This window comes from Haloechinothrix sp. LS1_15 (assembly GCF_033042135.1).
GTDB lineage: Bacteria > Actinomycetota > Actinomycetes > Mycobacteriales > Pseudonocardiaceae > Haloechinothrix.
This window is the reverse complement of sequence record NZ_WBXM01000002.1, coordinates 246,677-273,610: the sequence shown is the minus strand read 5'-3', so window position 1 is coordinate 273,610 and position 26,934 is coordinate 246,677. Positions and strand designations below refer to the sequence as shown.

Below are 26,934 nucleotides of genomic sequence, written 5' to 3'. Positions count from 1 at the left end.
ACCTCACTCGGGGACGAATAGACCTAGCCCGAAATGGCTCAGGTGCCCTAGGGCCAGTGGACCTCCGATAGCTCGGTCGAAGTGGATACGGAGGAATGCCGACGGTCGGGTGGCTTGTCCATGAACGCGGTCCTGGCGCATCCGTGCGGAAGGCCGGTATCGCCGGTACGCGGCCCAGTTCCCATCGACAAGTTCAACCTGGGGTCGGGCGTCGATGCCGCGATAGCTGAGCTCACGTTCGACCTCGGCTCGGAGGAACCGCTGCCAGTCGTGTCGCTTCTTGGCGTAACGAGACGGCGTGAACGGGGTCAGCGAGCACCAGATTCGGGACGTTCCGGCCAGCTCGGGGGCGACCGTCTCGACCGGCCCGGTGCCCGCGACACGCACCGTGAGGCGCCACCGTTCGCTCCCGACGTCCTCGTCGTTGCCCTCGTCGTGCGACTGCCGCTTGCGCATACCGCTACGCAACGAGCGAATCGCGGACACGGCATCAAGCTCCTCGCCACCCACACCGTCCGGCGCCCACACCACCAATCCAGTGAGGCGCCCTGCCTTGGTGATCGGGAGATAGTGGGCATGGCGGTGGTCGGTCCTCGAGGCTCGCGCGTCGGCGTGCTTGCCACCCAGAACGGTAGCTTCGGGCCGCTCTCGGCGAGCACCGAGCTGGCTCAACGCGGCTTGCCGCAGTAAGTCGGTGTATGCCAGCGCTTCCGTTTGCTTGGGCGCCGCCGGCTGCGCGACATCGAACCGCACGGTGGTGACGCTGTGCTTCCGCGCCGGTCGACGGGGGCGCGGCTTCGGTGCGCTTCGGGCACGCTGGTAGCCGACGAACCTGGTGCCCGCGGGAAACAGGAGCCCGCCCTTGCGCACATCCATCGGTCGCGCGACGAGGGACTCGGTGACCAGCGGCAGTTCCGGCGCGAGGACGGTGGTCGCCTCCGCCTCAGGGTGGACGGTTTCGGCGACATCCACCGGAACCCACGTATCGTGCCGATCGGGCTGCCATTCCTTCGCGACGCGCGCCTCGCACACGCTATCGGCCCTGCCGAGATACGGCATCGATGTCGCCAGTTTGGACAACGCGTCGAACTGCGTCTCCGGCAACGTCTGTGGCCACTGCACAGCCAGTTCCGCGTGGCGATCGAACACCGCGAAGGTGTCGAGTGTCTGATCGACGCTCAGGTTGATCTCGGTGTGCTGGGTGTCGGGATAGTAGTGCCGGGTGTGCGCGATCGTGTGCGGCGGCACGTGCACCATCGGCGGTACGGCGAGCGTGCCGAGCAGGGCATGCACGGTGTCAGTATCCAGGTCGGGCACGCGGGTGTGCCACACCGTATACAGTGCACGTAGCAGTCGCCAGGGCGACGGCGGCAACTCGACGGCGCCTTCGTTGACATGTCGACCCCACGGCGTCGCGTGGTATCGCCCCCACGGGAAGCTGAATGCGAGCGTGGTGGTCACTTACGGGCACCCTTCTTACCCTTGTCCTTGCCCTTATCTGCCCACTGCACGGAGAGTGGCTCGCCGTTGCCGAACACGTCAGTGCATTGGGGCAGCAGCTCACGAATCCGCTCCGTCAGCGTCTCCAGCGTCGGGAGTTCCGGTCCTCGACGCGCCTTCACCTCCCCGAGCACCTCCAGGTCACATGCGGTGCGCAGCCGCAATCCGCCCTCGAGCAGTGAGCGGATCTCCCAGAGCGCCACGGTCTCCAGCAGCTCGGTGACCTGATCCGGGAGCCCGTAGGAATAGAGCAGCTCCCGATCCACCGCGAACGAGGCGACGATGGCGCGGGCGGTCCACTCGGTGCGCGGGAACGGCACCGAGCCATACCCTTCCTGAGTCCCCCCGAAGTCATCCGAGAGTTGGTGGCGTACGTGATCGGCCTTGCGACCTCCACTGTCGACACGCATGACATGGTGTGCCTCGATCACTGCCGATACCGCACGCGAGAACTTGGGTTGACCCCACCATTCCTTCTGCGAGAAGAACACCCCGTGGATCAGGCAGAACGGGTCGAGTTCGGCGACGGCGCGTGCCATCGCGGTACGGTTCAGCGGGGTGTCCTGGGCCAGTCCAAGGCGCTCGCGGATCTCGTCGAACATGGAACGCCCATCCAGACTGGCCTTGTGCACGAACGGCGACGCCAGGCGGTGAGCTTCAAGTCGGCTTGAGGTCAGGAACTCGCCTGTGCCGTCGCGCACCACTCGCACCCACGGCAGGCCCCGCACGGTCTCGACGGGCCGCTGGCCGGCAGCGTCCCACGCGGTGGATTCGAGCCGATTCGCCATCGACTGCACGGATTCGACCAGCAGCGAGTCGACCTGATTGCCGTCCCCGTCATAGCGGGTGAACGTAGCCGCGCCGATGTCCGGGAACCCGGTGGGCTGGAACGTGCTACCGGGCACGGGAGCGAGGTCGGCGTCATAGATCACACGGCGTGTCATGCGGACTCCTTGTCGGCTTCGGTGATGTCGGGAAGGACTCCAACCCGGCGCAGGGCGTACTGCACGTCGCTGTCGCGAGCACGGGCGAGGAGCGCGACGGCGAGTGCTTCGCTGCGCGTGACGTGATGACGTGGGCGGACCACATGCGGCACGCCCCCGAGACGCAGCCGACGCGCAGCGTCATCGAGCACCTCGCCAGCACGGTTCGCGGCCAGCATGGCAGGCCAGTGAGCGCCCGGCCGGAGCAGGATGCGGTGTTCGGAGTCGTCTTCTCGCGGTAACGTGAACGGCTCGGCGATGCCGAACGGCACCAGCAGATCGAGGCTCACATCATGCGCACGTGGGCCATGCAGATTCCACGGCGGCTTCTCGCGGGACTCGACCGCGACCGTCGCCCAGTCGACAGTGAGAAGGCCCGCGAGCAATTCGGCAATGCGCCGTTCGTCGAGCACACCGTCGAGTAACGCCTGCATATCGCCGGCGCCGATCCGCATGCCGTGACGGAACGTGATCCTGGGTCCGCGCACCGCGGGCAACATCTCCTCATGGCCCTCGTCGTCCGGCCGCGGCATGCCTCTGCGCCGGACGGCCGTAGTCAGCGCCCGACACAGCCCCGCCCGCAGTGGGCACGGGGTCGGCCGATCTGTCCAGGCGGGGAAGTAGTCGTGCCTGGTGACCGGGCTCAGCAGCGGCCGCAGGCCGTGCAGCGTGGGCAGGCGGCGCTCGCCCTCGGGTTGATCATCGCGGGCAGTGGCCAGCGCCAGGGCGATGCGCAGCTCCGGATCCTCCTGAGCCACGCTGAATAGTTCAGACGCGATAGCCCACCCCCCGCCGAGCACCAGCGGCGGGACGATCCGCCGGGCGGTACCGGATACGGCGACCGCTTCGTGTGCCCGGCCGATCGCGGCCAGAACCGCCACGAAATCCGCCTGCTCGCCGGTGCGCGCGTGGGCGAACAACGCCTCGTCGACGTCGCGGACCCGTGCCGACACGGTGCCGGTGGCACGTTCCCGCAGCGGGTTCAGCCACCTGTCGAGCTCGGACAGGAGTCGCACGCTCTCCCGACGCCGCACCGGGATACGATCGGCAGGCACGGCCAGCGGGTTCTGCCCGAGACGGTCCACGAACACATACCGCTCGAACGCCGCGATCCCACGATCCACCCCGAGGCTGGCCACCGCCCTGGCGAAATCCAGCCCGGAACGGGCAGGCCGGTCGCGCCACTCGGCACGTCCCTCACTGAGCAGTTGAACGATCTCGTCCAGCCTGGCTGGAACGAACCATTCCGGTGTCCACAATTCACCCAGTGCCCGCTCGTCGGGTGCGGCGGTGGCGTGCCCGCTAGTGGCACCGCGCACCTGGAACGGGACTGAGGCGTCACTGTAGCCTGCGCCGTGTCTGCGCACCACCGCGGCCGCGAACAGTAACGCCCCTTCGACGGTGAGGAGGAATCCCCAAGGGTTCGCGAACCCCTCCGAGTCGGCTTTCTCCAGCGGGGACGACTGCACCCCACCTGCACGGCCGGGGTCGAACTGGCCGACCGTGCTGCGGAGGTAGCTGACGTTCTCGTGCCCGGACAGCAGCGCGTGCAGCCAGTCCTTGCTGCGGTCATCGGTGAACGCGGACCGGACCCTGCTGATATACGTAGCCGAGAGGTCCTGCCTGCCGAAGTTGCCGCCCGTGCCCAGCAACCGGTTGATCGCGACGTCGCCGTCACCGGTGAGCACGTTGGCAGCATCCAGCCACGCGAGCGCTTCGTCCGGGAACGAGTTGCGGCACAGCATGAGCACGTCGCGCTTGCGATCCGGTTGCCACAGTTCGCTGCCCGTGCCGCCCCAGCCGAGCTCCCGGCCCTGCCGCACCACTTCGTCGCCTGCCTCGACGCCGGAGCGCAACGTCACGAGCCGCTCGTCCGCGGACCGCCGGACCCACTCCAGGGCCTTCTCAGCGGTGACGTTCTTGCCGTTGCCCGCGAAACCCGATCCCGCGTTCCACGGCGAGACGATCGCCTCCGGCTCGAACCGTTCGTGCAGCGCCTCTACCAGCTCGTCGAGAGTCGTGAACGTCGAGTCCAGCACGAACCGCTGGCCTCGCCAGCTGCCCGTGGCGTCACGGTCGAACAGCCGGGTGACGCTGCGCAGCACCCCCAGCCCGGTCAGGTAGTCGCTGAGCGGTGTCGTCCCGCAGCCCGGCAGGACCAGTTCAGGCATGGTCACCCCCGTGGACGGCCGCTGCCGACGCTCGCGCGTCGGCAGCGCGGACGAGCGCTTCGCAGAACGCCAGCCGGAACGGGCCGAGATCAGCTCGGTCCCGCAGTCGAAGCGCGCGATCGGCGAGCGAGCCGACCCCGAGCGTGGTCGGCTCCAGCGTCAAGGTGTGCTCACCTAGCCGCACACCGCCGGGGAGCTCAGTTGCCAGTGTCACCGAGCCGTCGCGCACGCCCAGAACGGTGTTCGCCGCCTCCTCGGGGCGTCCCCGCACCGAGAGCCGAACCTTGCCGTGGTGCGCCAGCGCCAGGTAAGTGGCCAGGTCGGGCTCGGCGAGTCCTTCGAGCAACCCGGTGTCCTCATCCAGCAGGAGCAGGGCACTGACCAACTCGTGCCGGAAGTACGGCGGATCGTGGCGCAACGGGGCCTTGCTGGGTGATTTCGCCCAGACCGTATCCCCATCCGGGGGCGGATGATCGGGATTCGCCTTCTCCAGCGAGGCCACGAAGGTGGGGTGCGCTTTCCCGAGATCGTGATACCGGGCGGCCACCGCCACCGCTTCGCGCTGCTCAGCCGTGAGTTCGACACCGAGAGTCCGCAGCAGCTCGCGAGCGGCCTGTTCGGTCTCGTCGAGATGCTGCGCCAGCGGCACCCACGCGTCCCCGGCCGAGCCCGGATCGTTCGCCATCGCCTCAGGGGCGACCGGGACCTGCCTGTCACGCCCGGCACTCGGCTCTTCCGCTGGCGGCACGGGCTGTTTACTTCTCGGGTCGAATCCGATGTCGGTGCGGTAGCCACCATCGGGGGCGTTCAGCACCAACAGCGCGGTCGGCCGCACGTCATCGGGCCACGCGGTCCGCCACCGGCCGTCGCGCTGATCGTAGACCTGCGCGGTGTTCCCGCCGACGAGCTTGCGCACCTGCTGGATGGGTGCGGGACAGAGCTCGTGTCGCTGCGGAAGCGGCATGGTCTCGTCGCCCTCGCCACCTACCGGTTCGCGCCAGGCCACCGACACCGTGTGTTGATCGGCGTCGCGGATGAACGGGCCGACGTCGACGTCGTTGCCGGACAGGTCGGGCGCGGTGTCGAACAACCCGAGGAGGTCCCGGCGGCGCAGCACCGGGTGGATGCGTGGGACCTCGGTGACGTGCGCCGAGGCGAGGTCGGTCGCTGTCACCGCGCGGCCCTCGGTCCGCCGCAGATACTCCGCAGCGTTCTCCAGGTCCTCAGCCTCGTACGGCAGGTGGGAGTCGCGCCCCGAGGGCGGTGCGGCCCATAGTAGGCGCGCGCCGGTGGCGCGGCCGTCCCGGTTGCATCGGCCCGCCCGTTGTACCAGCGACGTCCACGGTGCTAGCTCGGTGATCAGCGTTTCGGAGGTGAGGTCGATCCCGGCTTCGAGTACTTGGGTGGCCACAACGATCGAACCGGTATCGGCAGGTGCCGCACGTGCGGCGACCAGGTTTCGCTGCCGCTCTGCCGGACGGAACCGTGAATGCAGCAGTACCAGCGACACATCGGGCTCGGCGCGGGTGAGCTCGCCGTAGACGTCCATCGCCCGGTCGACGGTGTTGACGACGACCAGCGTGCGCGTACCTGTCCGGTGCTCGTCCAGCACGCGATCGGCCAGCACACGCGGGTACTGTTTCGTGTCGACGTCGCCGAGATCGACTGACTGGACGGTTCGGGTCGCATCGAGTCGCTGCCGCAGCGCACCCGTGTAGTCGGCGTCGTCCAGCGTCTCGACGGTGAGCTCGCGGTTCGGGAAATCGGGGAACGCCCAGGAGCCGGGGTCGATCGTCGCGGACATCCACATCGACCGGGTCGGCAACGCTGTGCGGTAGTGCTCACGCAGCCCCTGAAGCTGGAGCGAGGTCGGCAGCCCTGGCCCCATGAGCTGGACTTCGTCGAAGACGAACTGCACCCCGTTGTGCAGCAGACCGAAACTCGCAGGCCACGCCGAGCGGGATTCGGCGAAACCCCGCATCAGCAGGCGGGAGAGCACCATATCCTGCGTGCCGACGAAGATGCGCTCCTGCTGCGGACTCGCTTTCCACTCCCGCTGCCCGCTGTCCTCGCCGCCCATGAGCAGATGCACCGGGACCGATACGCCAAGGCTATCCAGCCACCCGCTGATCACCTCCGCGGTCTGCTCGACGAGCGCCCGCTGGGGAAGCACCACCACCAACCAACGCGGCGTATCAGCCCGCACGGCCTCATCCGGATGCGCCCTGCGGCGATATAGCCACGGCAACACGGCAGCGAGTGTCTTACCCGCCCCCGTCGGCACCTGCAACACATCCGGCAGACCGTTGTCGGCAAGTCGCTGCTGGTAGTGATACGGCGTTGCGCCCCCTGCTGCGCGCGCAACGAACTCCCCAAAACTCATCAAAGGCATGAAACCACTACTCGCTCCCTGAGTGGTACACATAACACACGAATGGCGCAGTCCGTGCGGCGCACTGCACACGCTGGACTACCGACATGTCGACCACCGGGACGAGCCGTTGCTGTGGATCGCCGACGCTGTCGCTTGGCCGGTAGGAGCTGGTGGCGAGTGGAGACGGCGGCTCACGACCGCGATCCTTGCCCCCTGATACGCGAAACCCGACCCCTCACCGTCCGGAGAAGAGTCGGGCCCACTTCCTCGGCTATTGCCTCGGCAAACACTAGTGTCGTCGAAATGCTCCTCGGGCTCCAACAACGCCGCCTGAGGTCTTTCCCCAGGACGCTGCCACAGCCTCCGGCAAAGGCTATGATGAGCCATTACCGCGGAGGGTTGGCGATGCAGACTCAGGGCTCATCGGGCCCGCGCCGATGAACATGCCCGACGCGGATTGCCGCAACGGTGTCAGCTGGAACAACTCGGTCATCTCCAGCACGTTCTGGCTGTTCGGGGCTTGGCGGAACTGCTGCACGCGGCGGTCAGCGGTCGGCCAGTGCAGCATCGGCATGGACGTCACCTCGACCGTTTCCGAGTAACCAGCCCAGTCCGGTCGGGGATGGTCGGTGCCGTGAACCAGCAAAGACGCCCACCAGTGCTGGCCGTCGATGCGGACACGCAACCAGCGATCCGGCTTCCACGCCCACAGGTGCGTCGTCACCGGCATTCGCTCCGGCAGCACGGTGAAGTGGAATCCCTCGACATCGGCCCAGGCCGCCGTCCATCCTTCGGCCGACTCGTGCAACGCCGGCCAGTCCTCGGCAGGGTGCCGTCCGCTGCCGTACAGGTAGTACTCCTGGCTCATGCCGCCTCCTCCCCTCCGAGCCGGCTGGCCAGGCTCGCGAGATCAGGGCGCTGCCACGCAGAATCGGCCACGCGCACCGTTCCCTGTCCCGCAGTGGTGCGAGCACCGATGCCGATCAGACCGTCGTGGAGGTCGGCCACGACCGCGTGCAGTAACAGCCGGTCGGTGTCATCAAGTCGTTGAAGCTCCTCGACGCGGATGCGGAACCGCCCCGCCACAACCAGCTCCGTGCGGTACAGCAGTTGATCGCGAGCTCCGCCGGTGAAGCGATCGATCGCCACGTGGTTCCGTACCTCGACCACCGCATCCATGATCGGTGCGTCATGTACCGCGATCGCCGCGCGCCGCGCGGCGTCCGGCCCGGCGGTGTAGCCGAAGATCCGGCACGGTCGGCACGGTTCGCCGCGTTCGTTCTCCTCCGCAGTGTCGCCACACAGTGGGGCACCGACGACACGGCAGATGTACTCGGCCCGTGAGCGCAGGACTCCCTTCAAGCTCGAACCGGGTACCACCGGCTGCCCGTGCGGGTCACGTTTCACCCGGGCGATCGTGCCGCCGTCGTGCCCCTCGGCCTCGGACGCGACGCCGGTACCGATGTGCAGTCCGTCGACGATCTCCAAGTCGACATCCATCACCCAGGTCGGTGCCGAGCTCGCTGCGTCGATCGGCTCCGGTTCCGGGTACGGCATGGTTTCCGTATGCTGCAACCACGCATGGAGACCGTCACGGGTGGTTAAGTCATAGTCGACGACCCCCAGCCCTACGACGACACAACGGCCGGCGCCATAGGTGACTCCCCGACCGAATCGCGGTTGCCACGTGCGGATCGCTTCCAGGAGGGCGCCCCGTTGCTCCGATGGCGGGTCGTTCCAACGCAGCACCACATCGAACTCGGTTCCTTCCGGAAGCTGCTCCACCTGGTGCAGCGAGGTATTGCGCGCCGCGCCGCGGTAGCGGTCGATCGCGGTGCGGGTATGTATCACCGTGTCCATGCCGGTCTCGGCGCTGCCCCGAAGGACGGTGCCGAGTACCTGGATCTCGGAGCCCCGGCGCGTGTCTCCGTCCCCAGCACTGCCGAACACGTCGTTCAGCCGCGTGTCGGTGCGGCGACAGTGCGCGCGCAGGTTCCCGGCAACCGTGGTGCCCGGGAGGTGGGGACGTCCCCACGGATCCCTGTGGAGCCGGAGCACATTCCGGGAGTTCTCCGAGGACTCCGTGCCGCCGACGCCCCCGGGGGACAGCATTCGCAGCCGGACCGTGCACAACGTGACCTTCACTGTGGGGACTCCAAATACATCAGCAGATCCATGTAGCGGTCGACATCGGCGATGGTGAGTAGCGTGCGGAACGCGCGAGCGATCTCCTCGCCACTGACGTCAGGATCCATGGCTCTGGCGAACTCGGTGTCGTCTTGACTGCCGTACCGCAGGTTCCGAGAACGCTCCCTCAACCGGGGAAGAAGCCCGCTCAGCAACTGGCTCCGCGCCCGGAGCGGTGCGACCGCCCCGTGAAGCCCGTTCGATCCGCGTGGCGGCTCGGCCCGGTAAAGCGCGCCGAACCCTTCACGGCGACGGAGGCCGATCCCCCTCGCTCGCAGCGTGCGCAGCGCGTTCTCGTCGGGGGCTTCCGCACAACGCACCAGGTAGGTAGAGCCGGGCGCGACGGCACGCTCGGTGGGTTTCGGCAGCCCGCTGGCTGCATGCCAGCCGCCAGCCTCGGTCCACCGCGTCCAGCGTTCCCTTTCCCGGACGTCCTGGACCTCCACGCCGAGTACCTCGGACAGCTCGTCCCGGCTGGGCGACTCGCAGGGAAGCCCGTAGGCGTCCACGAAGATACCCGGCGAGGACAGCCGCAGGACGACGACCGGGACTCCGTCGCGGTTGTCGACCTCTACCGGTTCCGGGCTGTGCCGAGCGTCGATCGTGAGGTCCGCTCGACCTCGCACGCTGCGGCCGGCTCCGAGAAGCACGGTTCCCGGCGAGTCGGTGCCCGATGTCACCGCGCGCACCGCCGGACCATACAGCCAGCCGGTCAGCCGCATACCGGCGGGAAGCATGTTCTGGCTGAACAGGTTCCCGTCCCTCGCGACACCGTGTTCGTCCAACGCCACACGCGTCCGCGTGGCCAGTTCAACCTGGCCCATCGCCTGGCCCTTGCTGTGCTCCAGCCGCCCGCCGCAGTTCGGGCACACGCTGTCGTGCTCCCCCATCGCCTCGTCCCACCACAATTGCGTGCAGTCCTCCCGCGGCCGGTACTTGTGTACCTTGACGCTCAGCGGAACCGGCAAGCTCAGGCCGTTCCGGTGGTGCAGCGGGCCGAAGCTGCCGTCGCCCTCGAACACGCTGAGAAACTCGCCGTCCTCAGGAGACGGTGGGCCGTTGTCGCGGATCCATGCCGCCGCCAACGCGCCTCGTAGCACCGTGCCGGGGACGTACTCGTGCACGTCCTGTCGAAAATCGGAACGGATGTGGCGCACCGCGGCGACGGGCTCCTTCAACTCCACGGTCACGTGGGCCATGTCGGTCACGTCCGCATCAACTCCACGAACTCGGCGACAGCGTCAGCGTCCACGGTATGGCTGGTGCAGCGAATGCCGACCCATCCCAAACCACGCCGCCGCTGCGCACCGATCGAACGGGTGGCCTGGCCACAAACGGCGAGAACCAGCTCGTGACGCCGCCGCTCGTGCTCGTCGAGATAGCCCAACTGGCTCACGGTGAACGTCGCGCGCAGGGCGCCGGTCTGCTCGGCAAAGGCCAGCATGTCGCGGCGGGCGGTCTGGGTGTCGCTGTCGATCGCGATGCGCGCAACAGGTCGGGGAGTCTCCCAGGAACCGTCCTCCGGCCGTGCGGCGCTCCACCGCCACGGAGACGGTGCCGTTCCGGAACCGAACACCGAGCTGACGTGGGCGTTGTCGCTGCCGAGGAGCGTGGCGGCGCTCGCCCGCATCACACCCTTCAGGCTGGTGGCCGGCAGCGCATCAATCGGGTCCACCGTTTCGTTCACCCCGTCGCGCGCTTTCCCGGAGGACACCCGGAACGGGGTGTGGAAGGTCATCGTGAATTCCACCGTGTTCATCCCAACCACCACCGCACCATCCTGAGCGCGTCGACCAAGTTGATCTGGTCGCTGCGGAGGAACGGTTCCACATAGTCGCGCAGCTGCAACCGATCGAGGTGTTCGTCGAGTTCAGCGGCGTCGGCCTCACCGGCGGCAAGTCTTACGAGCCGGTGTCGAGCGGATGCCGGCAAACTGCGGAGTTGATTCAGCTCCTCCCAGTGGGTGCGCAGACCATCCAGCGAGATGCTCCCACGCCTTGTGGGCTCCGGACCTTCGTTCGTGATGTCGTGCCAGGCCAGCGCTGCTAGTTCGCCGCGCCACTCGGATTTGCTCCGGCTCAGCAGCGCCTCCGCCAACTCCACGACGACGAAGATCGGCACGGTGCGGTGGTGGATCACCACGCCCGCCGACATGGTCGGGGGGTCGAGGTTGCCCACCATCTCCCCCAGCTCAGCGCGGAGACGGTCCGTGAAACGCTCCTGCAGCCGGCATGTGAACCGCCAGGCGTCGTGGGCCGGCACGCTGACGAGAACGTCGTCGCCGCCGATGAAATGCGGTACGAGCGGCAGCTGTTTCACTTCCGGCCGGGAAACAGCGTCGATGGCATCCACCAAGGCGCGCCAGGTGGCCTGGTTGATCCGCCGTGGCAGGTCGCCGCTGTCGGTGGGGGCGTGGTCCCGCACCCTGCGCATGAAGTCGCCGAGCCCGTTTCCGTCGGCGGCGATGGTGGCCACGTGCGTACGGTCCTCGCCCCTATCGAGCAGTGCGAGCGCCTCGAACGTGTCCGGGACGTCGATGTCGCCATCATCGCCCCGGCTGTCGAGGTACTCGGCGAGGCGCCGCTCAGCCGGTGGCTGCTTGCCGTGGCTTGTGGCGTAACCCGCGGCCTTCGCACGCCGGACGCAGTCCGCGCACAGACCCCGGCGCTGGGTCTGTTGCTGCGACTCGTCATTATCCTGCTCGTGCAGGGGCACCGGTAGCTCATCTGTAGCTGGCCAGCGTTGGCACCACGCGCAGGGCCAGCCGGGAGGCCACTCGGCCACGAGCTCAGGCCACCGGCGTTCGCCTGCGGGTGATCCCTCGCTGAGGGCGTGAGCGTAGCTCTCCCCACTCCACCACTGTGACCGGAAGGACGCGGCAGGTAGGGACTCACGTAAATGGCGCACGATATCGCGTTCGACTCGCTCACGGTCGCCGGCGTCGTCCGTATGGAGCCGCAGTGAGATCACCCCGTCCACCTCTCCTGCGGCCTCGTTCCATTCCGCGAGCGCGGTCAACTGACGCGTCGAAAGCAGCTGATCCACCGTGGCGCGTTTGGTGGCCTCGCCGACCATCGCCGAGGCACCGCGACGCCCGCGCAGCAGCGGTGTCCGTGACAGCCACGATTGGATGTGTACCACAGCGACATCCAGGTAAGTGATGGTCACGGGGAACCACCGTCCAGTGGTTGCTGTGGCTCTAGATCCGTCGCCTCGGCCACGATCGGCAGCGTCTGCTCGGATTCGCTGATCTGGGGTAGCGGGATCAGCGGGTGATCTCTACGCGGCTGGTCGTTCTTCGCCGCAGTTTCCTTCCCTTTCTCCTCCTTGACTTCTTCGCCGGAGGTATGTTTCCAGAACGGGAATCCCTGGTCGAACGTCGCTGTGCCTTGGTCGTCCCAGGAAGCACCCGGTGGGTACCACACCAGGTTCTGGTCCACACTCGCCGGATCGAGCGCCCGGCGAACGTTGACCCACTGCTCGCGGACGCCATGTTCGGTGGATTCTCGAAAGGCTGCCACGAGCTCATCGCGGCTCGGCACGCCGGTCGCCTGGCCGCCCGCACCGTATCGCGTGCCGGAGTACCAGATTCGGCTTCGTTCCTGGTCGATCGCGATACGGCAGCTTCCGTAACCCAACGGTTTACCACCGCCGATGTGGTGCAGCAGACCGTCGCCCTCCAGCAGCGTGTCCGGTTCGAGAACGGCCAGCAACCCGCCGAGCTGCGCGGGGCTCACGTCGGTAAACGTGATCTCGGAGGTCAACACGGTGCCTGCGGGCAGCACCGAGGCTGCCGATACCATCTCACTACCAGATTCGTGCTGGTGACAGCGTGCCTGCCCGCGGCAAGTCGGTTTCCCGTCGTCTGTCGGCGTATGCCAGTAGTACTTGCGTCCACGCAGACGCCGAGGTTGTGGCTTATCGGCGGGTGATCCCCAACGGGCCAGCGGGTGGCGATCGGCGTTTCCCCGAACCAGCGCGTCGTTCTCCAGGTAGAACTGGCCCGCCCCCGGATGGGGCGTGCCCATCGGGGGCAGTGTGACCTCACATGTGGCGACCGGACCGGTAGCGTGTGCGTCCCCGAAGCGGACGTGCCCCTGGTAGGCGCGTTGCTCCGCGGCCTCGTGCTCCCCGACCGGGTCGACCGCACCGAAGAGCTGGCAACTCGGGCACAGGCTCTCGTAGGTGTCACACGGGGTGAATGCACCGACACGTTCCCCGGCCGCAGCCGTATCCGGCCTCTCACGCCAGATCTGCGCGAGTCGCAACTCCCGGATCTGATCGTGCTCATCCGTGCGCACCCAGACCGGTTGTCCGATGTCGAGCTCTTCGCTGGCCCGGTACCGTTGGCCGATCCGGATCGGACTTTTGTCTCCGCCCTGCGAGATCGCTGGGATCATGACGTCGACGAACCGTTTGTCTTCGGTATCGTCCGGTTGCTTTCCGGGCCGGAGGTCGTCGGCGCCCCTGAGAGCAGCTCGGTACTGTTCCCACACATGAGCCGGGACGTCGGCGGATTGGCCCGTGAGCTTGGCAATATAGCCTCGGTACGGCGCCGGTTTCTCGCTGTCGCGGTTTCGCCCACCTGGATCACTTAGATACAGAACCCATTCGCCGTTCGGATCATATTGGATCGCGGTGACCTTCCCCTTCTTGCCGAAGCTCGGTCTCACGCGGTGCCCCGAACGCCACGGCATGCCGGGCGGACCATGATGCGACATGAGGAGGTGCTGTGGCACCTTCCGGCCATTTGAGTCGCACAACTGCACAGCGGGTGGCTCGTTCACATCGTTGTGACGCGTCACCACGGCAAGCCGTAACCTCTTGCCCGAACCCGCGCTCGTCAACTGGCGGTACACAGGAACGAAACCGTCGTCGAAGACCCGGAAGCACCCACCCGCCACAGTCTCGTGCAGTGAGCGCAGCGCTCCCTTGAGCGTCGATCCCGGAATGATCGTCGTGCCGTCCGGGCGCGCCGGAAGACCCGTTGGCCCCTCACCCTCGCCGCTCGCCGTAACAGAACGAATGAGCAGCGGCATCACGGCACTGATCTTCACACGCAGGATTCCCGACAACAGCGCGGGATCCCCGCAATGTCCGTGCGGCCGCCCCCGTCGAGGTGACGCCCCTGGCAGCGGGACGAACGTATACGGGTTGATAAACTTCTCCGGCACGGCCGACCTCCCGGAGCCGTCTGGACCACTTCCCACTCGTGTCTGTACGTCTCGACAGCGTTGCGTTACGTTACACAGCGGCACCGACAGGCACAAGGAAGGTCCCCGTCGATGAACAAGCCCCGCTGGCGCGACCTGCGCGGAATCATGTTTGCAGGTTCGAACCGCATTACGTGGCTCGAATGGGGCATCGGCATCGCTGTCGCTTTGACAACAGCCATGCTCGCGGTGACCCTTGACGCGCTGTTCGTCTCCTCGTGGCGGGTCCTTGTGGCAGCGACCGCTGTGGCGGCGATTCTGCTGGGAGTCTTGCTCTGGCTTCGTAGTCGCGTCAAACAGCAACCGGGAACCCTCTATTGTGTCCAGCTCCTCGACGAAGGCATGCGGGATTGGCGGACAGCGTCTCGCAAAGAAGCCATCCGTCGCAGCATCTCTGTACGATCCATCACGCGCTGGGTTGACCTCGAACATTACCAGGAGAACGGAATTATACACCTCGTCGATTCCTGTGAGAGCGTCAGCACAGCACTCGAACAGATGATCAACTCAGGCCCGGACGACACAGGGCACACCATCGCGCCAAACATGTTCTGGCCAGCCACCGTGGCCCTAGGCGCGAACCTTCCGGCAAGCCGTAAGTTGCACGCCCTCGAGCTACATCCCGATTCCCCCAAGAAGAACGCTCTACTCACGCTCCCGCAGTACGATAGCGGCGACAGTATTAACCTATCTTCTCGAGACATCGATCCGTGCAAATTGACGATCAATAAGGAATTCGAGGATCCTTCACACGACGACATAGCGGTACACATCGCCCTCACGAGGAACTCAGACAAACTTACTATCGACCACATAAATAGTTTTTCTGTCGGAGAGATTTATAAAATCAAGCCAGTTGACACGAAACACAGTCCTCTCTCCGATCCGAACCTCGATTACTGCGACACGCAGCTACGAGCGCAGGCACTACAGGTGGCAGACACGCTCATAAGCCTGGCACGCGACAATCCGTCAAAGCAATTTATCATTTTTGCCATGATGCCCAAAGTGGTTGCGCTGGCAATCGGCTGGATCCTCATCCAACACAACGTCAAACTGTTCGAGCGCACCCACCTGATGCACTACGACCAGGAAAAGGGTCGCTACATACCGCTACGCGTCCGCGCGAATCAACCTGACACTCTTCAGACCTGAACGACAACAGTGACAGAGACGACACGGTATGGTCTTGGCGCCCGTATTATTTCGCCCGAGGGAATAGCACTCCCCATCAGCTATCCTATCGAACCAGCCGTGAAACATTGATTCGATCCACAGAAATAAAACCACAGCGCAATCGGATAGTCTAGAATCTCAATCGGAGACCACTCCGAGAAGCCTCTAGTCGCTTCACTTCGGGTCGAACACGATCGACCATTCGCAGCAGGCCGAACCCCTAGTGGTGCTTCCGCCATTACGCAGTCGTCGCGTAGACCACTGCGATCCCGATAAGGCATCCTAGGCGACTTGCCGGACTCGACTCACACCGGGATGACGGGAATTACAAGAACCCACCGGACGAACTGTGTGCAGCAACTGTGGCGGCCACAATGGAGTCCCGCCGGGAAGGCGGGAGTCACCCCGTCTACTACCGGTGCCAGGTCATGTGGCAGATGCCGCAATGGAGTCCCGCCGGGAAGGCGGGAGTCACCTCCACGACAGCGGCTACCGCGTCACCCACAGCGCGCTACGGCCGCAATGGAGTCCCGCCGGGAAGGCGGGAGTCACACGCATCGCTCGCGTGCTCGGGATCGACAGCGAGATTGCCGCAATGGAGTCCCGCCGGGAAGGCGGGAGTCACTTGAAGATGTACAGGTGGGTGACCCTGATCCAACATGCCGCAATGGAGTCCCGCCGGGAAGGCGGGAGTCACGTTTTCTGCTCCGAGCGCGTGAGTCTACATTAAACATGCCGCAATGGAGTCCCGCCGGGAAGGCGGGAGTCACGTTCGCCATCCACGCGTACCCCTCGGTGCCGTTGCTGCCGCAATGGAGTCCCGCCGGGAAGGCGGGAGTCACCGATCGGTGAGGCTGAGGAAGCGTGGCTGGACGGCGCGCCGCAATGGAGTCCCGCCGGGAAGGCGGGAGTCACGGCTCCGAAAGCGCGTGCGCTCGGTACGAGACTCAAAGGCCGCAATGGAGTCCCGCCGGGAAGGCGGGAGTCACCCGACAGCCTCGGCGGCCTGCACCACGTCCGCTGTCTCCCGGCCGCAATGGAGTCCCGCCGGGAAGGCGGGAGTCACGTCGCCGTATACCTGCCCGAGTAAGCACGTGTCCGGGGCCGCAATGGAGTCCCGCCGGGAAGGCGGGAGTCACGTGGCCTCATCCTCTGTCAGCTCCAGGGCCTGATGGCCGGCCGCAATGGAGTCCCGCCGGGAAGGCGGGAGTCACAAGAGCACCTTGAGCAAATAAGAAACGTGCTGTCTCGCGGCCGCAATGGAGTCCCGCCGGGAAGGCGGGAGTCACGAGGAGTGGCGTCAGCTCCAGGTACGTCTAGAAGAAAAGGCCGCAATGGAGTCCCGCCGGGAAGGCGGGAGTCACAAGGTTATCCCTGACCCCCTCCGCGTAGACCGCCAATTGGCCGCAATGGAGTCCCGCCGGGAAGGCGGGAGTCACTTTCCGGGAAAATCGTGAACCCTTTCAGGGTTCTACCGCCGCAATGGAGTCCCGCCGGGAAGGCGGGAGTCACGAGGCGGATGTGGATGCCTACAGGTCAGCTGTGACGCCGCAATGGAGTCCCGCCGGGAAGGCGGGAGTCACCTACCGGGACCTGCTCTTAGCGGCGATCGAGCGGGATGCCGCAATGGAGTCCCGCCGGGAAGGCGGGAGTCACTAGTCCAGACCGTCCGGAGCCTGCGGATGGTACCGGAGCCGCAATGGAGTCCCGCCGGGAAGGCGGGAGTCACCTCAGCCAGTTGGGGGCTGTAGTCCTCCGCCCACCGAAGGCCGCAATGGAGTCCCGCCGGGAAGGCGGGAGTCACCCCGACCGGCGACGACGACGCCTCGGACTCGGAGGTGCCGCAATGGAGTCCCGCCGGGAAGGCGGGAGTCACGATTCTCCAGCGTTGCCTTGCAACCTCTGTCGCGCTGGCCGCAATGGAGTCCCGCCGGGAAGGCGGGAGTCACAATCGAGTGATCGCGCAGTGGTTCGCGGCGTTCAAACAGCCGCAATGGAGTCCCGCCGGGAAGGCGGGAGTCACGGCTCGCCAAATGCGGGCCGTGTGACCTGCAAGAATACAGCATCCTGCGAGCGGTGGCCATGCCGCCGGTGCCGAGTCCGCTTCTCCACCCTGCGCACACCGGCGCGTATGGCTGTGACCTGCATGCGAGCGCTCCCCGGGGTGAGAGCCTGAACTTCACCGCTCGCATACGGCAAGCACGGTGCTGAATCGATTCCTTCGGTGTTGCGCATGACCTCGACCCCATCCATACGGCGTAGCACCACGGTACTCGACTACAGGCGATGCTCAGTCGTGTCGCCCGCCGCGCCGCACCACCGATTCCTCCGCCGCTCGCTCACCCCTCCCCCTTTCGCATGATCCCTGCGACACTGTCCGCCATGACCGCTGAGCAGCAACGCCCACCTCCTGCGACTGCTGCCGCGGTCTCGTGGCTCGCGCCGGGCGATCCCGACACCTTGGCTGCCGAGCTGGTTGACGACTTCACCAGCCGGTTCGGCGATCCGCCCGTGTCGGTGCACGCCGCTCCTGGCCGGGTGAACCTCATCGGTGAGCACCTGGATTACAACGGCGGGTGTTGTCTGCCGCTGGCGTTGCCGCACCGCACGTTCGTCGCGTTGCGCCCGCGTGACGACGACACGGTGCAGCTGTCCAGCAAGCAGCGGCCGGAGCCGTGGTTCGGCACGCTGGACCACTGCCGCCCTGGTGAGGTGCGGGGCTGGCCCGCCTACGCCGCCGGTGTGCTGTGGGCGCTGGGCGCGGAGGCCAACGATGTGCCCGGCGTCGACGTCCTCATCGACAGCCGGGTGCCCACCGGCGCGGGTCTGGCCAGCTCGGCCGCGCTGGAAACCGCTCTCGCGCTGGCGCTGGCCGAGGTGTTGCACCTTCCCACCGACAGCGACGGCAGGCGGCGGCTGGCCCAGGCGTGCGTCCGCGCCGAGCAGGAGGTGGCGGGCGCGCCGACCGGGGGGATGGACCAGACGGTGGCGTTGTTGGCCGAGGCGGGCTCGGTGCTGCACCTGGATTGCGCGTCGGGCACCGCCACGCCGCTGCCGTGGCCGCCCGGCGACCGCAGGCTACTGGTGATCGACACGCGAGTGCGGCACGCGCTGATCGACGGGCGGTATAGCAGCAGGCGGGAGGAGTGCGACGCCGTCGCGGCTGAGCTCGGCGTCACCCGCCTGCGGGAGGTCACCGATCTTGGCACGGCGTTGCCCACCCTCGGTGACACCGGCCTGCGCGGCAGGCTGCGGCACGTGGCCACCGAGCAGCACCGCACCGACCAGGCCCGGCAGGTGCTGGTCACCGGCGACTGGTTCACCCTCGGGGAGCTGCTGGACGCCTCGCACACCTCGCTGCGCGAGGACTTCGCCGTGTCCTGCGCCGAGCTCGACACCGCCGTGGCCGCCGCGCGCGAGGCAGGCGCCGACGGCGCGCGCATGACCGGCGGCGGGTTCGGCGGGTCGGCGATCGCGCTGGTCGACGACGATCACCTGTCGGATGTGGCGGTGGCCGTCGACGAGGCGTTCACCGCGCGCGACTGGCACCGGCCGCGGTTCCTGCTTGCCGAGCCTGCCGGGCCCGCGCAGCGGCTACGGTGACGGCGCGAGCGAGCTGTGCCGAGCGCCGACACGCGATACCGTTGCCCGGGTGAGCGCACGCGAACGAACCTGGTGGGGCTGGGGCTGGCGCGACGAGGCGCTGTCGAACGTCGAGTGTGTCGAGCTGGCCTCCCTGGTCCCGGGCCTGCCGGAATCTCCCATCCCAGTGCCGGAGGTCGCCGAACTGCAGCTGCCGCCGAGCCGGATCCGGCCACCCACCTCGCTGGAACACCTGTGCTCGGCCGATCCGGAGGCGCGTGCCGCCCACACCTACGGGCAGGCCTACCGGGACGTGATGCGGGCGCTGCACCGCCGCCTCGACCACCCACCCGACCTGGTGGCGTTCCCCCGCACCGAGTTCGATGTCGTCGAGCTGCTGGACTGGGCCATGTCCAACGGCTACGCGGTCATCCCCTACGGCGGCGGCACCTCGGTGGTCGGCGGTGTGGAGTACCGCGACCGGGGGCACAGCGCGGTGATCTCGCTGGACACCTCCGCGCTCGACCGGGTGCTGGAGATCGACCCGGTCAGCCGCGCCGCCCGCATCCAGGGCGGGGCGTTCGGCCCCGAGCTGGAGGACCAGCTGCGCCCCCACGGCTACACGCTGCGCCACTTCCCGCAGAGCTTCGAGTTCTCCACCCTCGGCGGCTGGCTGGCCACCCGCGCAGGCGGGCACTACGCCACGCTGCACACGCACATCGACGACTTCGTCCAGTCGATGCGGGTGGTCACGCCCTCGGGGACCGGGGAGTCGTGGCGGTTGCCCGCCTCCGGCGCGGGCCCTTCCCCTGACCGGTTGTTCCTTGGCTCGGAGGGCGCGCTCGGCGTGATCACCGAAGCTTGGATGCGCATCCAGGACCGTCCACAGTATACGGCGTCGACGTCGGTGATGTTCGGCGAGTTCGACCGCGCGCTGCGGGCGGTGCGCGCCATCGCCCAATCCGGATTACACCCCAGCAACTGCCGGCTGCTCGACCCCGCAGAAGCCCAGCTGTCCAGCGCATCCGACGGCTCGGCCAGCGTGCTGGTGCTCGGCTGCGAATCCGCCCACTACCCGGTGGACGACACGCTGGCGGCCGCCGTGGCACTGGCCACTGAGCACGGCGGGACACCCCACCCGGCAGGCGGGACCGGGCGACAGTCCAGCGACGGCGAGGACGGTGACGCCGCCGTGCGGTCGTGGCGCTCGGCGTTCCTGCGCATGCCCTACCTGCGGGACGGGCTGGCCAGGATGAGCGCCATCGTGGAGACCTTCGAAACGGCCTGCACCTGGAACGCCGCGCTGCCGCTCTACGAGGCCGTGCGCTCCCAGCTGGGCGCGGCGATCCGGGACGTCACCGGCGCCGACGGGCTGATCACCTGCCGGCTCACCCACGTCTACCCGGACGGCCCCGCCCCGTACTTCACAGTGATCGCCGCTGGCCGCCGGGGATCCGAGGTCGCCATGTGGGACGAGATCAAGGCCGCCGCTGGCGACATCCTGCACGCCCACCGTGCCACCATCACCCACCACCACGCCGTCGGCAGGGACCACCGGCGGTGGTACGACCGGCAGCGCCCCGAACCGTTCGCCTCCGCGCTCCGCTCGGCCAAGCACGCGCTCGACCCGCGCGGGGTGCTCAACCCCGGCGTGCTGATCGACTAGCACGCCACCGCGCCGCCGGACGGACACACTCAGTGGTACGGCAACGTGGGCCACCACATCACATCCGCGCGGTAGCCCATCTTGAGCACCCAGTAGGCGAGGAAGAAGGTACCGACCACCAGGAACGCAGCCGCCGCGAAGCGCTCGGCACGCCCTGGCGTCGCCATCAGCCAGTTCTGGAACCGCCCCCGGGACGCCACCACCACGAGCAGGAAGATCACCGCCACGCCGAGGACGTTGCCCGCCGACTGCAACGCGAACGTCACGAAACCCAGCAACGGGTTACTGGTCTCGGCCGCGTAGGCGTACAAGGTGCGAAACGGCGGGAACGGCCTGCCGATCAGGAACGCGCCGATCAGCCCGCCGAGGAAGAGCATCTCGGCAGCCGGGCGCCTGGCGAACACCCCGGCCAGCGGGTTCGGTGCCCTGCCGACATAGGCGAGCCCCCGCCACACCATGATCGCGCCGATCAGCCCGAACACGACCGCGGCCTGCACCAGGCGCACCGGCAGCCCGGTCTCCGGATCGCCGAGCCTGGCCTCGGACAGCTGCGGCGAAACGTCACCGACGAACACACCGACCGCGCCGTACAGCCCTGCGACGAGCACCGCGCCGAGCAGCAGCCAGCCCATCGGTCGCAACAGCACCGCGACGCGGTGCGCTGCGGATTGCCGCGACGCGCTCATCGGCGCCAGCGCGCTGAACACCGCGATGTTGCACGCGGTGAACATGCCAGCCACCCCGGTCATGAACGCGAAAGCCACCGCCATGCCCGTGCCGGTGATCGCGATCTCGGCGATGTCACCGCCGAACACCGGGTTCGCGATACCGCCCGCGATCACCTGGTCGACGAACACATGGGACCACAGCACGGCCAGCACGAGCCCGGCCAGGACACTGCCCGCCACCACCCGCCCGGACCGTGCGACCCGCGTCGTGCTCGTGCCCTCGCCAGCCGGTGGCGGGGACGTCGATGTGGTCGGAGTTGTCATCGCTGTACCTCCTCATCAGACGCCACCCCAGGTGGCGGTCCCCTCGGCCGCACGCGCGAGCGCCCAGCGAGACCGGTGATCATCGCACGAAGATCAGCGTATTCCGGGCACAGCACCGGGACAGCCGAAGTCATACCAACGAGTGATCACGACGTGCTGATCGACGAGCCCCACCGGTTCCCCACGCCACAGCCGGGCTCGACCGCGACTCGATCGCCCCCCACGAGTCTGCTGCCAGCACTTCCTTTCGTTATGGCTGGAGGAACCGCCATGAAGGGCATCATCCTGGCCGGGGGTAACGGCACGCGGCTGCACCCGATCACGCTCGGCGTGTCCAAGCAGCTCCTTCCGGTGTACGACAAGCCGATGATCTACTACCCGCTGTCGGTGCTGATGCTGACCGGGATCCGCGACATCCTGGTGATCTCCTCCCCCGACGACCTGCCCGGCTACCGCAGGCTGCTCGGCGACGGCGCATGGCTCGGCCTCTCCATCGACTACGCCGAGCAGGACGAGCCGCGCGGGCTGGCCGACGCGTTCCGCATCGGCGCCGACCACATCGGATCCGACCCTGTCGCGCTGGTGCTGGGCGACAACATCTTCCACGGCCACGGGTTCTCCTCGCTGCTGCTCGACAGCGCCCGCGACCTCGACGGCTGCGTGCTGTTCGGCTACCCGGTACCCGACCCCGAGCGGTACGGCGTGGGGGTGACCGACGACAGCGGACGGCTCATCGCGCTGGACGAGAAACCGTCACGGCCGCGCTCCAACCGCGCGATCACCGGGCTGTACTTCTACGACAACGACGTGGTCGACATCGCCCGCCACCTCCGGCCATCGGCGCGCGGCGAGCTGGAAATCACCGACATCAACCGGACCTACCTGGAGCGTGGCAAGGCGCGGCTCGTCGACCTCGGCCGCGGCTTCGCCTGGCTGGACACCGGAACCCACGACTCGCTGGTGGAAGCCACCCAGTTCGTGCAGATCCTCGAACACCGTCAGGGGGTGCGGATCGCCTGCCTCGAAGAGATCGCGCTGCGCATGGGCTTCATCGACAACGAGCAGTGCTACCGACTCGGCGAGCGGCTCGCCAAGTCGGGATACGGACGCTACGTCATGGAGCTGTCCGCCCAACCGGAACTACGCCTGGCCAGCTGAGGAGGACACCGTCGCATGCACCTACTCGTCACCGGAGCCGCGGGATTCATCGGATCGCACTACGTGCGGCAGCTGCTCAGCGGTGCCTACCCAGCCGCGTCCGGCGCGACCGTCACCGTGTTGGACGCGCTGACCTACGCGGGTAACCCCGCCAACCTCGACCCGGTGGCCGGTGACGGGCGGCTGCGCTTCGTACACGGCGACATCCGCGACCCGGGCACCGTGGCGCCGCTGGTGCGCGAGGCTGACATCGTCGTCCACTTCGCCGCCGAGTCCCATGTAGACCGATCCATCACCGGGTCGGCGGATTTCGTGACGACCAACGTCGTCGGTACGCACACGTTACTCAGCGCCGCGCTCGATTCCGGGGTGAGCAAGTTCGTCCACGTCTCCACCGACGAAGTCTACGGCAGCCTCGACGAGGGGCATTGGCCAGAGGACCACCCGCTGGAGCCGAACTCCCCCTACTCGGCCTCCAAAGCCAGCTCCGACCTGCTCGCCCGCGCCTTCCACCGCACCCATGGGCTCCCGGTGTGCATCACCCGCTGCTCCAACAACTACGGGCCGTACCAGTACCCCGAAAAGATCATCCCGCTGTTCATCACCAACCTGCTGGACGGGCACCCGGTCCCGCTGTACGGCGACGGCGGCAACATCCGCGACTGGCTCCATGTGGACGACCACTGCGCGGGGATCCAGCTCGTCGTCGAGCGCGGCAGGCCGGGCGAGGTGTACAACATCGGCGGCGGCACCGAGTTGAGCAACCGGGAACTCACCGAACACATCCTGCACAGCGTCGGCGCGGACTGGTCCATGGTGACCCCGGTGCCGGACCGCCCGGGCCACGACCGCCGCTACGCCGTCGACACCACCAAGATCCGCACCGAGCTCGGATACGCCCCTCGCGTGCCGTTCACTCGTGGCCTCGCCGAGACCGTCGCCTGGTACCGCGAGAACCGCGACTGGTGGCAGCGCACCCGCGCGCCGCTGCTGACCACCCGCTGACCCCGGTGGCGCGCCGCGTGCCACAACCGCATCGACCGGGACCGCAACCCTACCGAGAACACGAGGTGACCCGAGACATGCTCGCCGACGTCCACACCGAGACGAATCCGCTGAACGACCCGTACCGGGACATCATCCTCGATACCCTGTCCACCATGCTCCACGGACGTTCCCGGGAACAGGCCACGATCGACGCGATGCTGACCAGCGCCCGCAACGGGCACAGCGCCACGCTCGTCATCCGAGGCGACGCCGGGATCGGCAAATCCGCCCTCCTCGACTACGCCGCCCACACCGCCAGCGACATGCGGGTGCTGCGCGGCGCCGGGGTCGAGTCCGAGAGCGAGCTGCCGTTCGCCGGGCTGCATCTGCTACTGAGCGGCCACCTCGACCGGCTCGACGCCCTCCCCGACAAGCAAGCACAGGCTCTGCGGGGCGCGCTCGGCATGGCGCCGGTCGCAGGCAGCGACCGGTTCCTCATCGGTCTGGCGGTGCTCACGCTGCTGGCCGACATCGCAGAGGAACAACCGCTGCTGTGCCTGATCGACGACGCGCACTGGCTCGACCACGCCTCCGCCGAGGCGTTGATGTTCACCGCGCGACGGCTGCACGCCGACGGCATCGTGCTGCTGTTCGCCGCGCGAGACCTCCACGCCCCCGCGTTCCCCGCGCACGGGCTGCCCGAACTCCGGCTCACCGAACTGGACGGGGACGCGGCCTCGGCGCTGCTGGACGAGTGCGCGGGCGACCTGCCGCACCACGCGCGCAGCCACATCCTGCAGGAGGCCCACGGCAACCCGCTCGCGTTGCTGGAACTGCCTGCCGCGCAGCGGGAGGGACAGCTCACGCCGTACTCCCCCGCGGTGCGCCCGCAGGCACCGCGCAGCCGGATCCAGCACACCTTCGCGGAGCGGATCCGGTCGCTGCCCGAGGCCACCCAGGCGCTGCTGACCGTCGCCGCAGCCGACGACACCGGCGACCCGTCGGTGATCCTGCCCGCCGCCGCAGCGTTCGGCGCGTCGCTCGAGGACCTCGAACCGGCCGAGCGCAAGCATCTCATGCACTACGTCGACGGCTCCCTCGCATTCCGGCACCCGCTGATCCGCACCGCCGCCTATCAGCACGCCCCGTTGCGGCGCAGATTGGAGGCGCACCGGGCGCTTGCCGACGCGCTGCGTCAGCCGGAGCAGGCCGACCGGCGGGCGTGGCACCGGGCCGCGGTGAGCACCGGACCCGACGAGGAAGTCGCCGCCGAGCTGGACGCCACCGCCGAGCACGCACGGGCCCGCGCGGGCTACGGCGCGGTCGCCGCAGCCTACGAACGCGCCGCCATGCTCAGCACCGACGCTCACCAGCGGGCCAACAGGCTGCTTGCCGCGGCCGCCGCAGCCGCCGACGCCGGGCAGCTGGAACGCGCCGACACGCTGGCGAGCCAGGCATCCGAACATCTCGACGACCCGGTCGCCGGGGCACGGCTGGCGTCCATCCGCGCTACCATCGCCGAGGAGCGCCACCAGCCGGACCGGGCGCACCAGCTGCTCGCCACCGCCGGGGTCGCCGTCGCACGACACGACCCGAAAGCAGCCGACGCCCTGCTGTACCGGTCGGTGGACTCGGCGATGGCCGCCTGCGACATCGACGCGGTCACCGACGTCGCCCGCCGCTCCGCCCCGCTGCCGCTCGATCACCCCAGCCGCGCCGCCGCCATGGCCACCGTCGCGGCCGGTTTCCACAGCACCGACGCGGGCACCGTGGGGCAGGGCGTGGCCGCGCTGCGCGAGCTGGTCTCGGCGGAGCGTCCCCGGCTGCACGAGCTGCCACTGCGCGACGCCCCGCTGGTTCCCGGCTGGCAGCTGATGCTCGGCGACGACGAGGACGCCCTCACCGTGGCGGGAGAACTCACCCAGCGATGCCGCGACGAGGGCGCGATCGGGGTACTGCCGCTGGCGCTGTCCGTGCTCACCCGCGCCCAGCTCTACCTCGGTCATCACCACGACGCGCTCGCCAGCGGCATGGAAGGGCTGCGCATCGCCGAGGACACCGGGCAGTCCCTCAGCGGCAGCTACCTGACCAGCGCGCTGGCCGACCTCGCCGCGATCCAGGGTGACGGGGAGCTGGTCACCTCGCTGACAGCGGAGTCGGTTGCCCGGGGGCAGCAGCCAGACAACGTGCTCGTTGCCTGCTCGCTGAGCGTGCTCGACCTCGGTCTCGGCCGGTACGAGGCGATCCTCGGCAGGCTGGCCGAGCTCGGCACCGGGCTCAACCGCACCTTCTCGCAGTTCTATCTGCCGTACCTGATCGAGGCGGCGGTGCGCGCGGAACAGCCGGAACGCGCCACCGAACCCCTCGCTTGGTACCGCGCGTGGGCCGAGCACAGTGGAAACAGCTGGGCGTGTGCCGTCGCCGCCCGCTGCCAGGCGCTGCTGGCCGGTGACTCCGACGGCGCGAGGGAGCACTTCACCACCGCGACGGAACTGCACCGGCAGTCGCCGGGGCGGCCGTTCGAGCGGGCACGGACCGAGCTGCTCTTCGGCGAGTGGCTGCGCCGCAACCGCGCCCGCGGCGAGGCTCGGGAACAGCTGCGTTCCGCGCTGGCGATCTTCCAGCGCCTCGGCGCGGCCCCGTGGATCGAGCGCACCACCTCCGAGCTGCGCGCTACCGGCGAGACCGTCAACTCCCGAGGCAACGGCCGTGACCTTCTCGACAAGCTCACTCCCCAGGAGCTGCAGGTGGTGCGGCTGGCCGCGACGGGGCTGAGCAACAGGGAGATCGCCGCCCAGCTGTTCCTCAGCCCGCGCACCGTCGGCTACCACCTGTACAACGCCTACCCCAAACTCGGCGTCAGCTCGCGTGTGGAGCTCGGCCAGCTCGACCTGGCCGACTGAACGGCCGACTGAGTCGCCGGGGCCGTCGCTGCCTCGTGTGAT

18 protein-coding genes and 1 CRISPR repeat array are annotated in these 26,934 nt (G+C 68.0%); of the genes, 7 read left to right on the top strand and 11 right to left on the bottom strand.

Annotation, left to right across the window (positions count from 1 at the left end; translation table 11 throughout):
- Window positions 1–3: 3 nt before the first annotated feature.
- The 9 genes from csb2 to F8178_RS04035 form a co-directional block, all read right to left on the bottom strand.
- The gene (csb2, locus tag F8178_RS04075) at window positions 4–1,461 is read right to left on the bottom strand and encodes a type I-U CRISPR-associated protein Csb2 (RefSeq protein WP_317493269.1); all 1,458 of its coding nucleotides are present in this window, start codon (window positions 1,459–1,461) and stop codon (window positions 4–6) included.
- Complete coding sequence (gene cas7u, locus F8178_RS04070) at window positions 1,458–2,444, bottom strand: type I-U CRISPR-associated RAMP protein Csb1/Cas7u (RefSeq protein WP_317493268.1); 987 nt, start codon at window positions 2,442–2,444, stop codon at window positions 1,458–1,460. Before cas7u ends, csb2 begins: the two co-directional genes overlap by 4 nt.
- The gene (csx17, locus tag F8178_RS04065; RefSeq protein ID WP_317493267.1) at window positions 2,441–4,654 is read right to left on the bottom strand and encodes a type I-U CRISPR-associated protein Csx17; all 2,214 of its coding nucleotides are present in this window, start codon (window positions 4,652–4,654) and stop codon (window positions 2,441–2,443) included. Before csx17 ends, cas7u begins: the two co-directional genes overlap by 4 nt.
- Window positions 4,647–7,037: a CRISPR-associated helicase Cas3' gene (gene cas3 / locus F8178_RS04060; protein ID WP_317493266.1), complete on the bottom strand. Its 2,391-nt coding sequence runs from the start codon at window positions 7,035–7,037 to the stop codon at window positions 4,647–4,649. Before cas3 ends, csx17 begins: the two co-directional genes overlap by 8 nt.
- A 364-nt stretch (window positions 7,038–7,401) precedes the next feature.
- Window positions 7,402–7,896 carry a hypothetical protein gene (locus tag F8178_RS04055; protein WP_317493265.1) on the bottom strand — a complete coding sequence of 165 codons (495 nt, stop codon included), beginning with the start codon at window positions 7,894–7,896 and terminating at the stop codon, window positions 7,402–7,404.
- On the bottom strand, window positions 7,893–9,173 hold the full coding sequence (locus F8178_RS04050) for an RAMP superfamily CRISPR-associated protein (RefSeq protein WP_317493264.1): 1,281 nt from the start codon (window positions 9,171–9,173) through the stop codon (window positions 7,893–7,895). The genes F8178_RS04055 and F8178_RS04050 overlap by 4 nt, the downstream gene beginning before the upstream one ends.
- A complete protein-coding gene (locus tag F8178_RS04045) occupies window positions 9,170–10,414 on the bottom strand; it encodes a type III-B CRISPR module-associated Cmr3 family protein (RefSeq protein WP_317493492.1) in 1,245 nt (414 codons plus the stop codon). Before F8178_RS04045 ends, F8178_RS04050 begins: the two co-directional genes overlap by 4 nt.
- 5 nt (window positions 10,415–10,419) lie before the next feature.
- On the bottom strand, window positions 10,420–10,974 hold the full coding sequence (locus F8178_RS04040; RefSeq protein WP_317493263.1) for an RAMP superfamily CRISPR-associated protein: 555 nt from the start codon (window positions 10,972–10,974) through the stop codon (window positions 10,420–10,422).
- Complete coding sequence (locus tag F8178_RS04035; protein ID WP_317493262.1) at window positions 10,971–11,690, bottom strand: Cas10/Cmr2 second palm domain-containing protein; 720 nt, start codon at window positions 11,688–11,690, stop codon at window positions 10,971–10,973. The genes F8178_RS04040 and F8178_RS04035 overlap by 4 nt, the downstream gene beginning before the upstream one ends.
- Here F8178_RS04035 and F8178_RS04030 point away from each other — a divergent pair, their 5' ends adjacent.
- On the top strand, window positions 11,691–11,936 hold the full coding sequence (locus tag F8178_RS04030) for a hypothetical protein (RefSeq protein ID WP_317493261.1): 246 nt from the start codon (window positions 11,691–11,693) through the stop codon (window positions 11,934–11,936).
- Between the two features lie 443 nt (window positions 11,937–12,379).
- Here F8178_RS04030 and F8178_RS04025 read toward each other — a convergent pair whose 3' ends face one another.
- Window positions 12,380–14,389 (bottom strand): TIGR03986 family CRISPR-associated RAMP protein, encoded by a 2,010-nt coding sequence (locus F8178_RS04025; protein WP_317493260.1) that lies wholly within the window; start codon window positions 14,387–14,389, stop codon window positions 12,380–12,382.
- 111 nt (window positions 14,390–14,500) lie between these two features.
- Here F8178_RS04025 and F8178_RS04020 point away from each other — a divergent pair, with 111 nt between their 5' ends.
- The 3 genes from F8178_RS04020 (at window position 14,501) to F8178_RS04010 (ending at window position 20,852) form a co-directional block, all read left to right on the top strand.
- The gene (locus tag F8178_RS04020; RefSeq protein ID WP_317493259.1) at window positions 14,501–15,583 is read left to right on the top strand and encodes a hypothetical protein; all 1,083 of its coding nucleotides are present in this window, start codon (window positions 14,501–14,503) and stop codon (window positions 15,581–15,583) included.
- A 389-nt stretch (window positions 15,584–15,972) separates the two neighbouring features.
- Window positions 15,973–17,627: direct repeats of the CRISPR family, unit length 36 nt; unit sequence GCCGCAATGGAGTCCCGCCGGGAAGGCGGGAGTCAC.
- A 359-nt stretch (window positions 17,628–17,986) separates the two neighbouring features.
- Window positions 17,987–19,207 carry a galactokinase gene (gene galK / locus F8178_RS04015; RefSeq protein WP_317493258.1) on the top strand — a complete coding sequence of 407 codons (1,221 nt, stop codon included), beginning with the start codon at window positions 17,987–17,989 and terminating at the stop codon, window positions 19,205–19,207.
- A 49-nt stretch (window positions 19,208–19,256) separates the two neighbouring features.
- The gene (locus F8178_RS04010; protein ID WP_317493257.1) at window positions 19,257–20,852 is read left to right on the top strand and encodes an FAD-binding oxidoreductase; all 1,596 of its coding nucleotides are present in this window, start codon (window positions 19,257–19,259) and stop codon (window positions 20,850–20,852) included.
- A 29-nt stretch (window positions 20,853–20,881) separates the two neighbouring features.
- Here the strand turns inward: F8178_RS04010 and F8178_RS04005 are convergent, their stop codons facing one another.
- Window positions 20,882–21,844 (bottom strand): hypothetical protein, encoded by a 963-nt coding sequence (locus F8178_RS04005; RefSeq protein ID WP_317493256.1) that lies wholly within the window; start codon window positions 21,842–21,844, stop codon window positions 20,882–20,884.
- 270 nt (window positions 21,845–22,114) lie between these two features.
- Between F8178_RS04005 and rfbA the strand changes: the two genes are divergently transcribed.
- The 3 genes from rfbA (at window position 22,115) to F8178_RS03990 (ending at window position 26,892) form a co-directional block, all read left to right on the top strand.
- Window positions 22,115–23,002: a glucose-1-phosphate thymidylyltransferase RfbA gene (rfbA, locus tag F8178_RS04000; protein WP_317493255.1), complete on the top strand. Its 888-nt coding sequence runs from the start codon at window positions 22,115–22,117 to the stop codon at window positions 23,000–23,002.
- Window positions 23,003–23,017: 15 nt separating this feature from the next.
- On the top strand, window positions 23,018–24,007 hold the full coding sequence (gene rfbB / locus F8178_RS03995) for a dTDP-glucose 4,6-dehydratase (RefSeq protein WP_317493254.1): 990 nt from the start codon (window positions 23,018–23,020) through the stop codon (window positions 24,005–24,007).
- 77 nt (window positions 24,008–24,084) lie between these two features.
- Window positions 24,085–26,892, top strand: coding sequence for a LuxR C-terminal-related transcriptional regulator (locus tag F8178_RS03990; RefSeq protein WP_317493253.1), 2,808 nt, complete (start codon window positions 24,085–24,087; stop codon window positions 26,890–26,892).
- Window positions 26,893–26,934: the final 42 nt, after the last annotated feature.

Bases quoted from the DNA above. Each gene is read 5' to 3' on its own strand.
- cas7u (WP_317493268.1), bottom strand. From the start codon at position 2,444: ATGACACGCCGTGTGATCTATGACGCCGACCTCGCTCCCGTGCCCGGT.
- galK (WP_317493258.1), top strand. From the start codon at position 17,987: ATGACCGCTGAGCAGCAACGCCCACCTCCTGCGACTGCTGCCGCGGTC.
- csx17 (WP_317493267.1), bottom strand. From the start codon at position 4,654: ATGCCTGAACTGGTCCTGCCGGGCTGCGGGACGACACCGCTCAGCGAC.
- F8178_RS04045 (WP_317493492.1), bottom strand. From the start codon at position 10,414: ATGGCCCACGTGACCGTGGAGTTGAAGGAGCCCGTCGCCGCGGTGCGC.
- cas3 (WP_317493266.1), bottom strand. From the start codon at position 7,037: ATGAGTTTTGGGGAGTTCGTTGCGCGCGCAGCAGGGGGCGCAACGCCG.
- rfbA (WP_317493255.1), top strand. From the start codon at position 22,115: ATGAAGGGCATCATCCTGGCCGGGGGTAACGGCACGCGGCTGCACCCG.
- F8178_RS04005 (WP_317493256.1), bottom strand. From the start codon at position 21,844: ATGACAACTCCGACCACATCGACGTCCCCGCCACCGGCTGGCGAGGGC.
- rfbB (WP_317493254.1), top strand. From the start codon at position 23,018: ATGCACCTACTCGTCACCGGAGCCGCGGGATTCATCGGATCGCACTAC.
- F8178_RS04055 (WP_317493265.1), bottom strand. From the start codon at position 7,896: ATGAGCCAGGAGTACTACCTGTACGGCAGCGGACGGCACCCTGCCGAG.
- F8178_RS04040 (WP_317493263.1), bottom strand. From the start codon at position 10,974: ATGAACACGGTGGAATTCACGATGACCTTCCACACCCCGTTCCGGGTG.
- F8178_RS03990 (WP_317493253.1), top strand. From the start codon at position 24,085: ATGCTCGCCGACGTCCACACCGAGACGAATCCGCTGAACGACCCGTAC.
- F8178_RS04020 (WP_317493259.1), top strand. From the start codon at position 14,501: ATGAACAAGCCCCGCTGGCGCGACCTGCGCGGAATCATGTTTGCAGGT.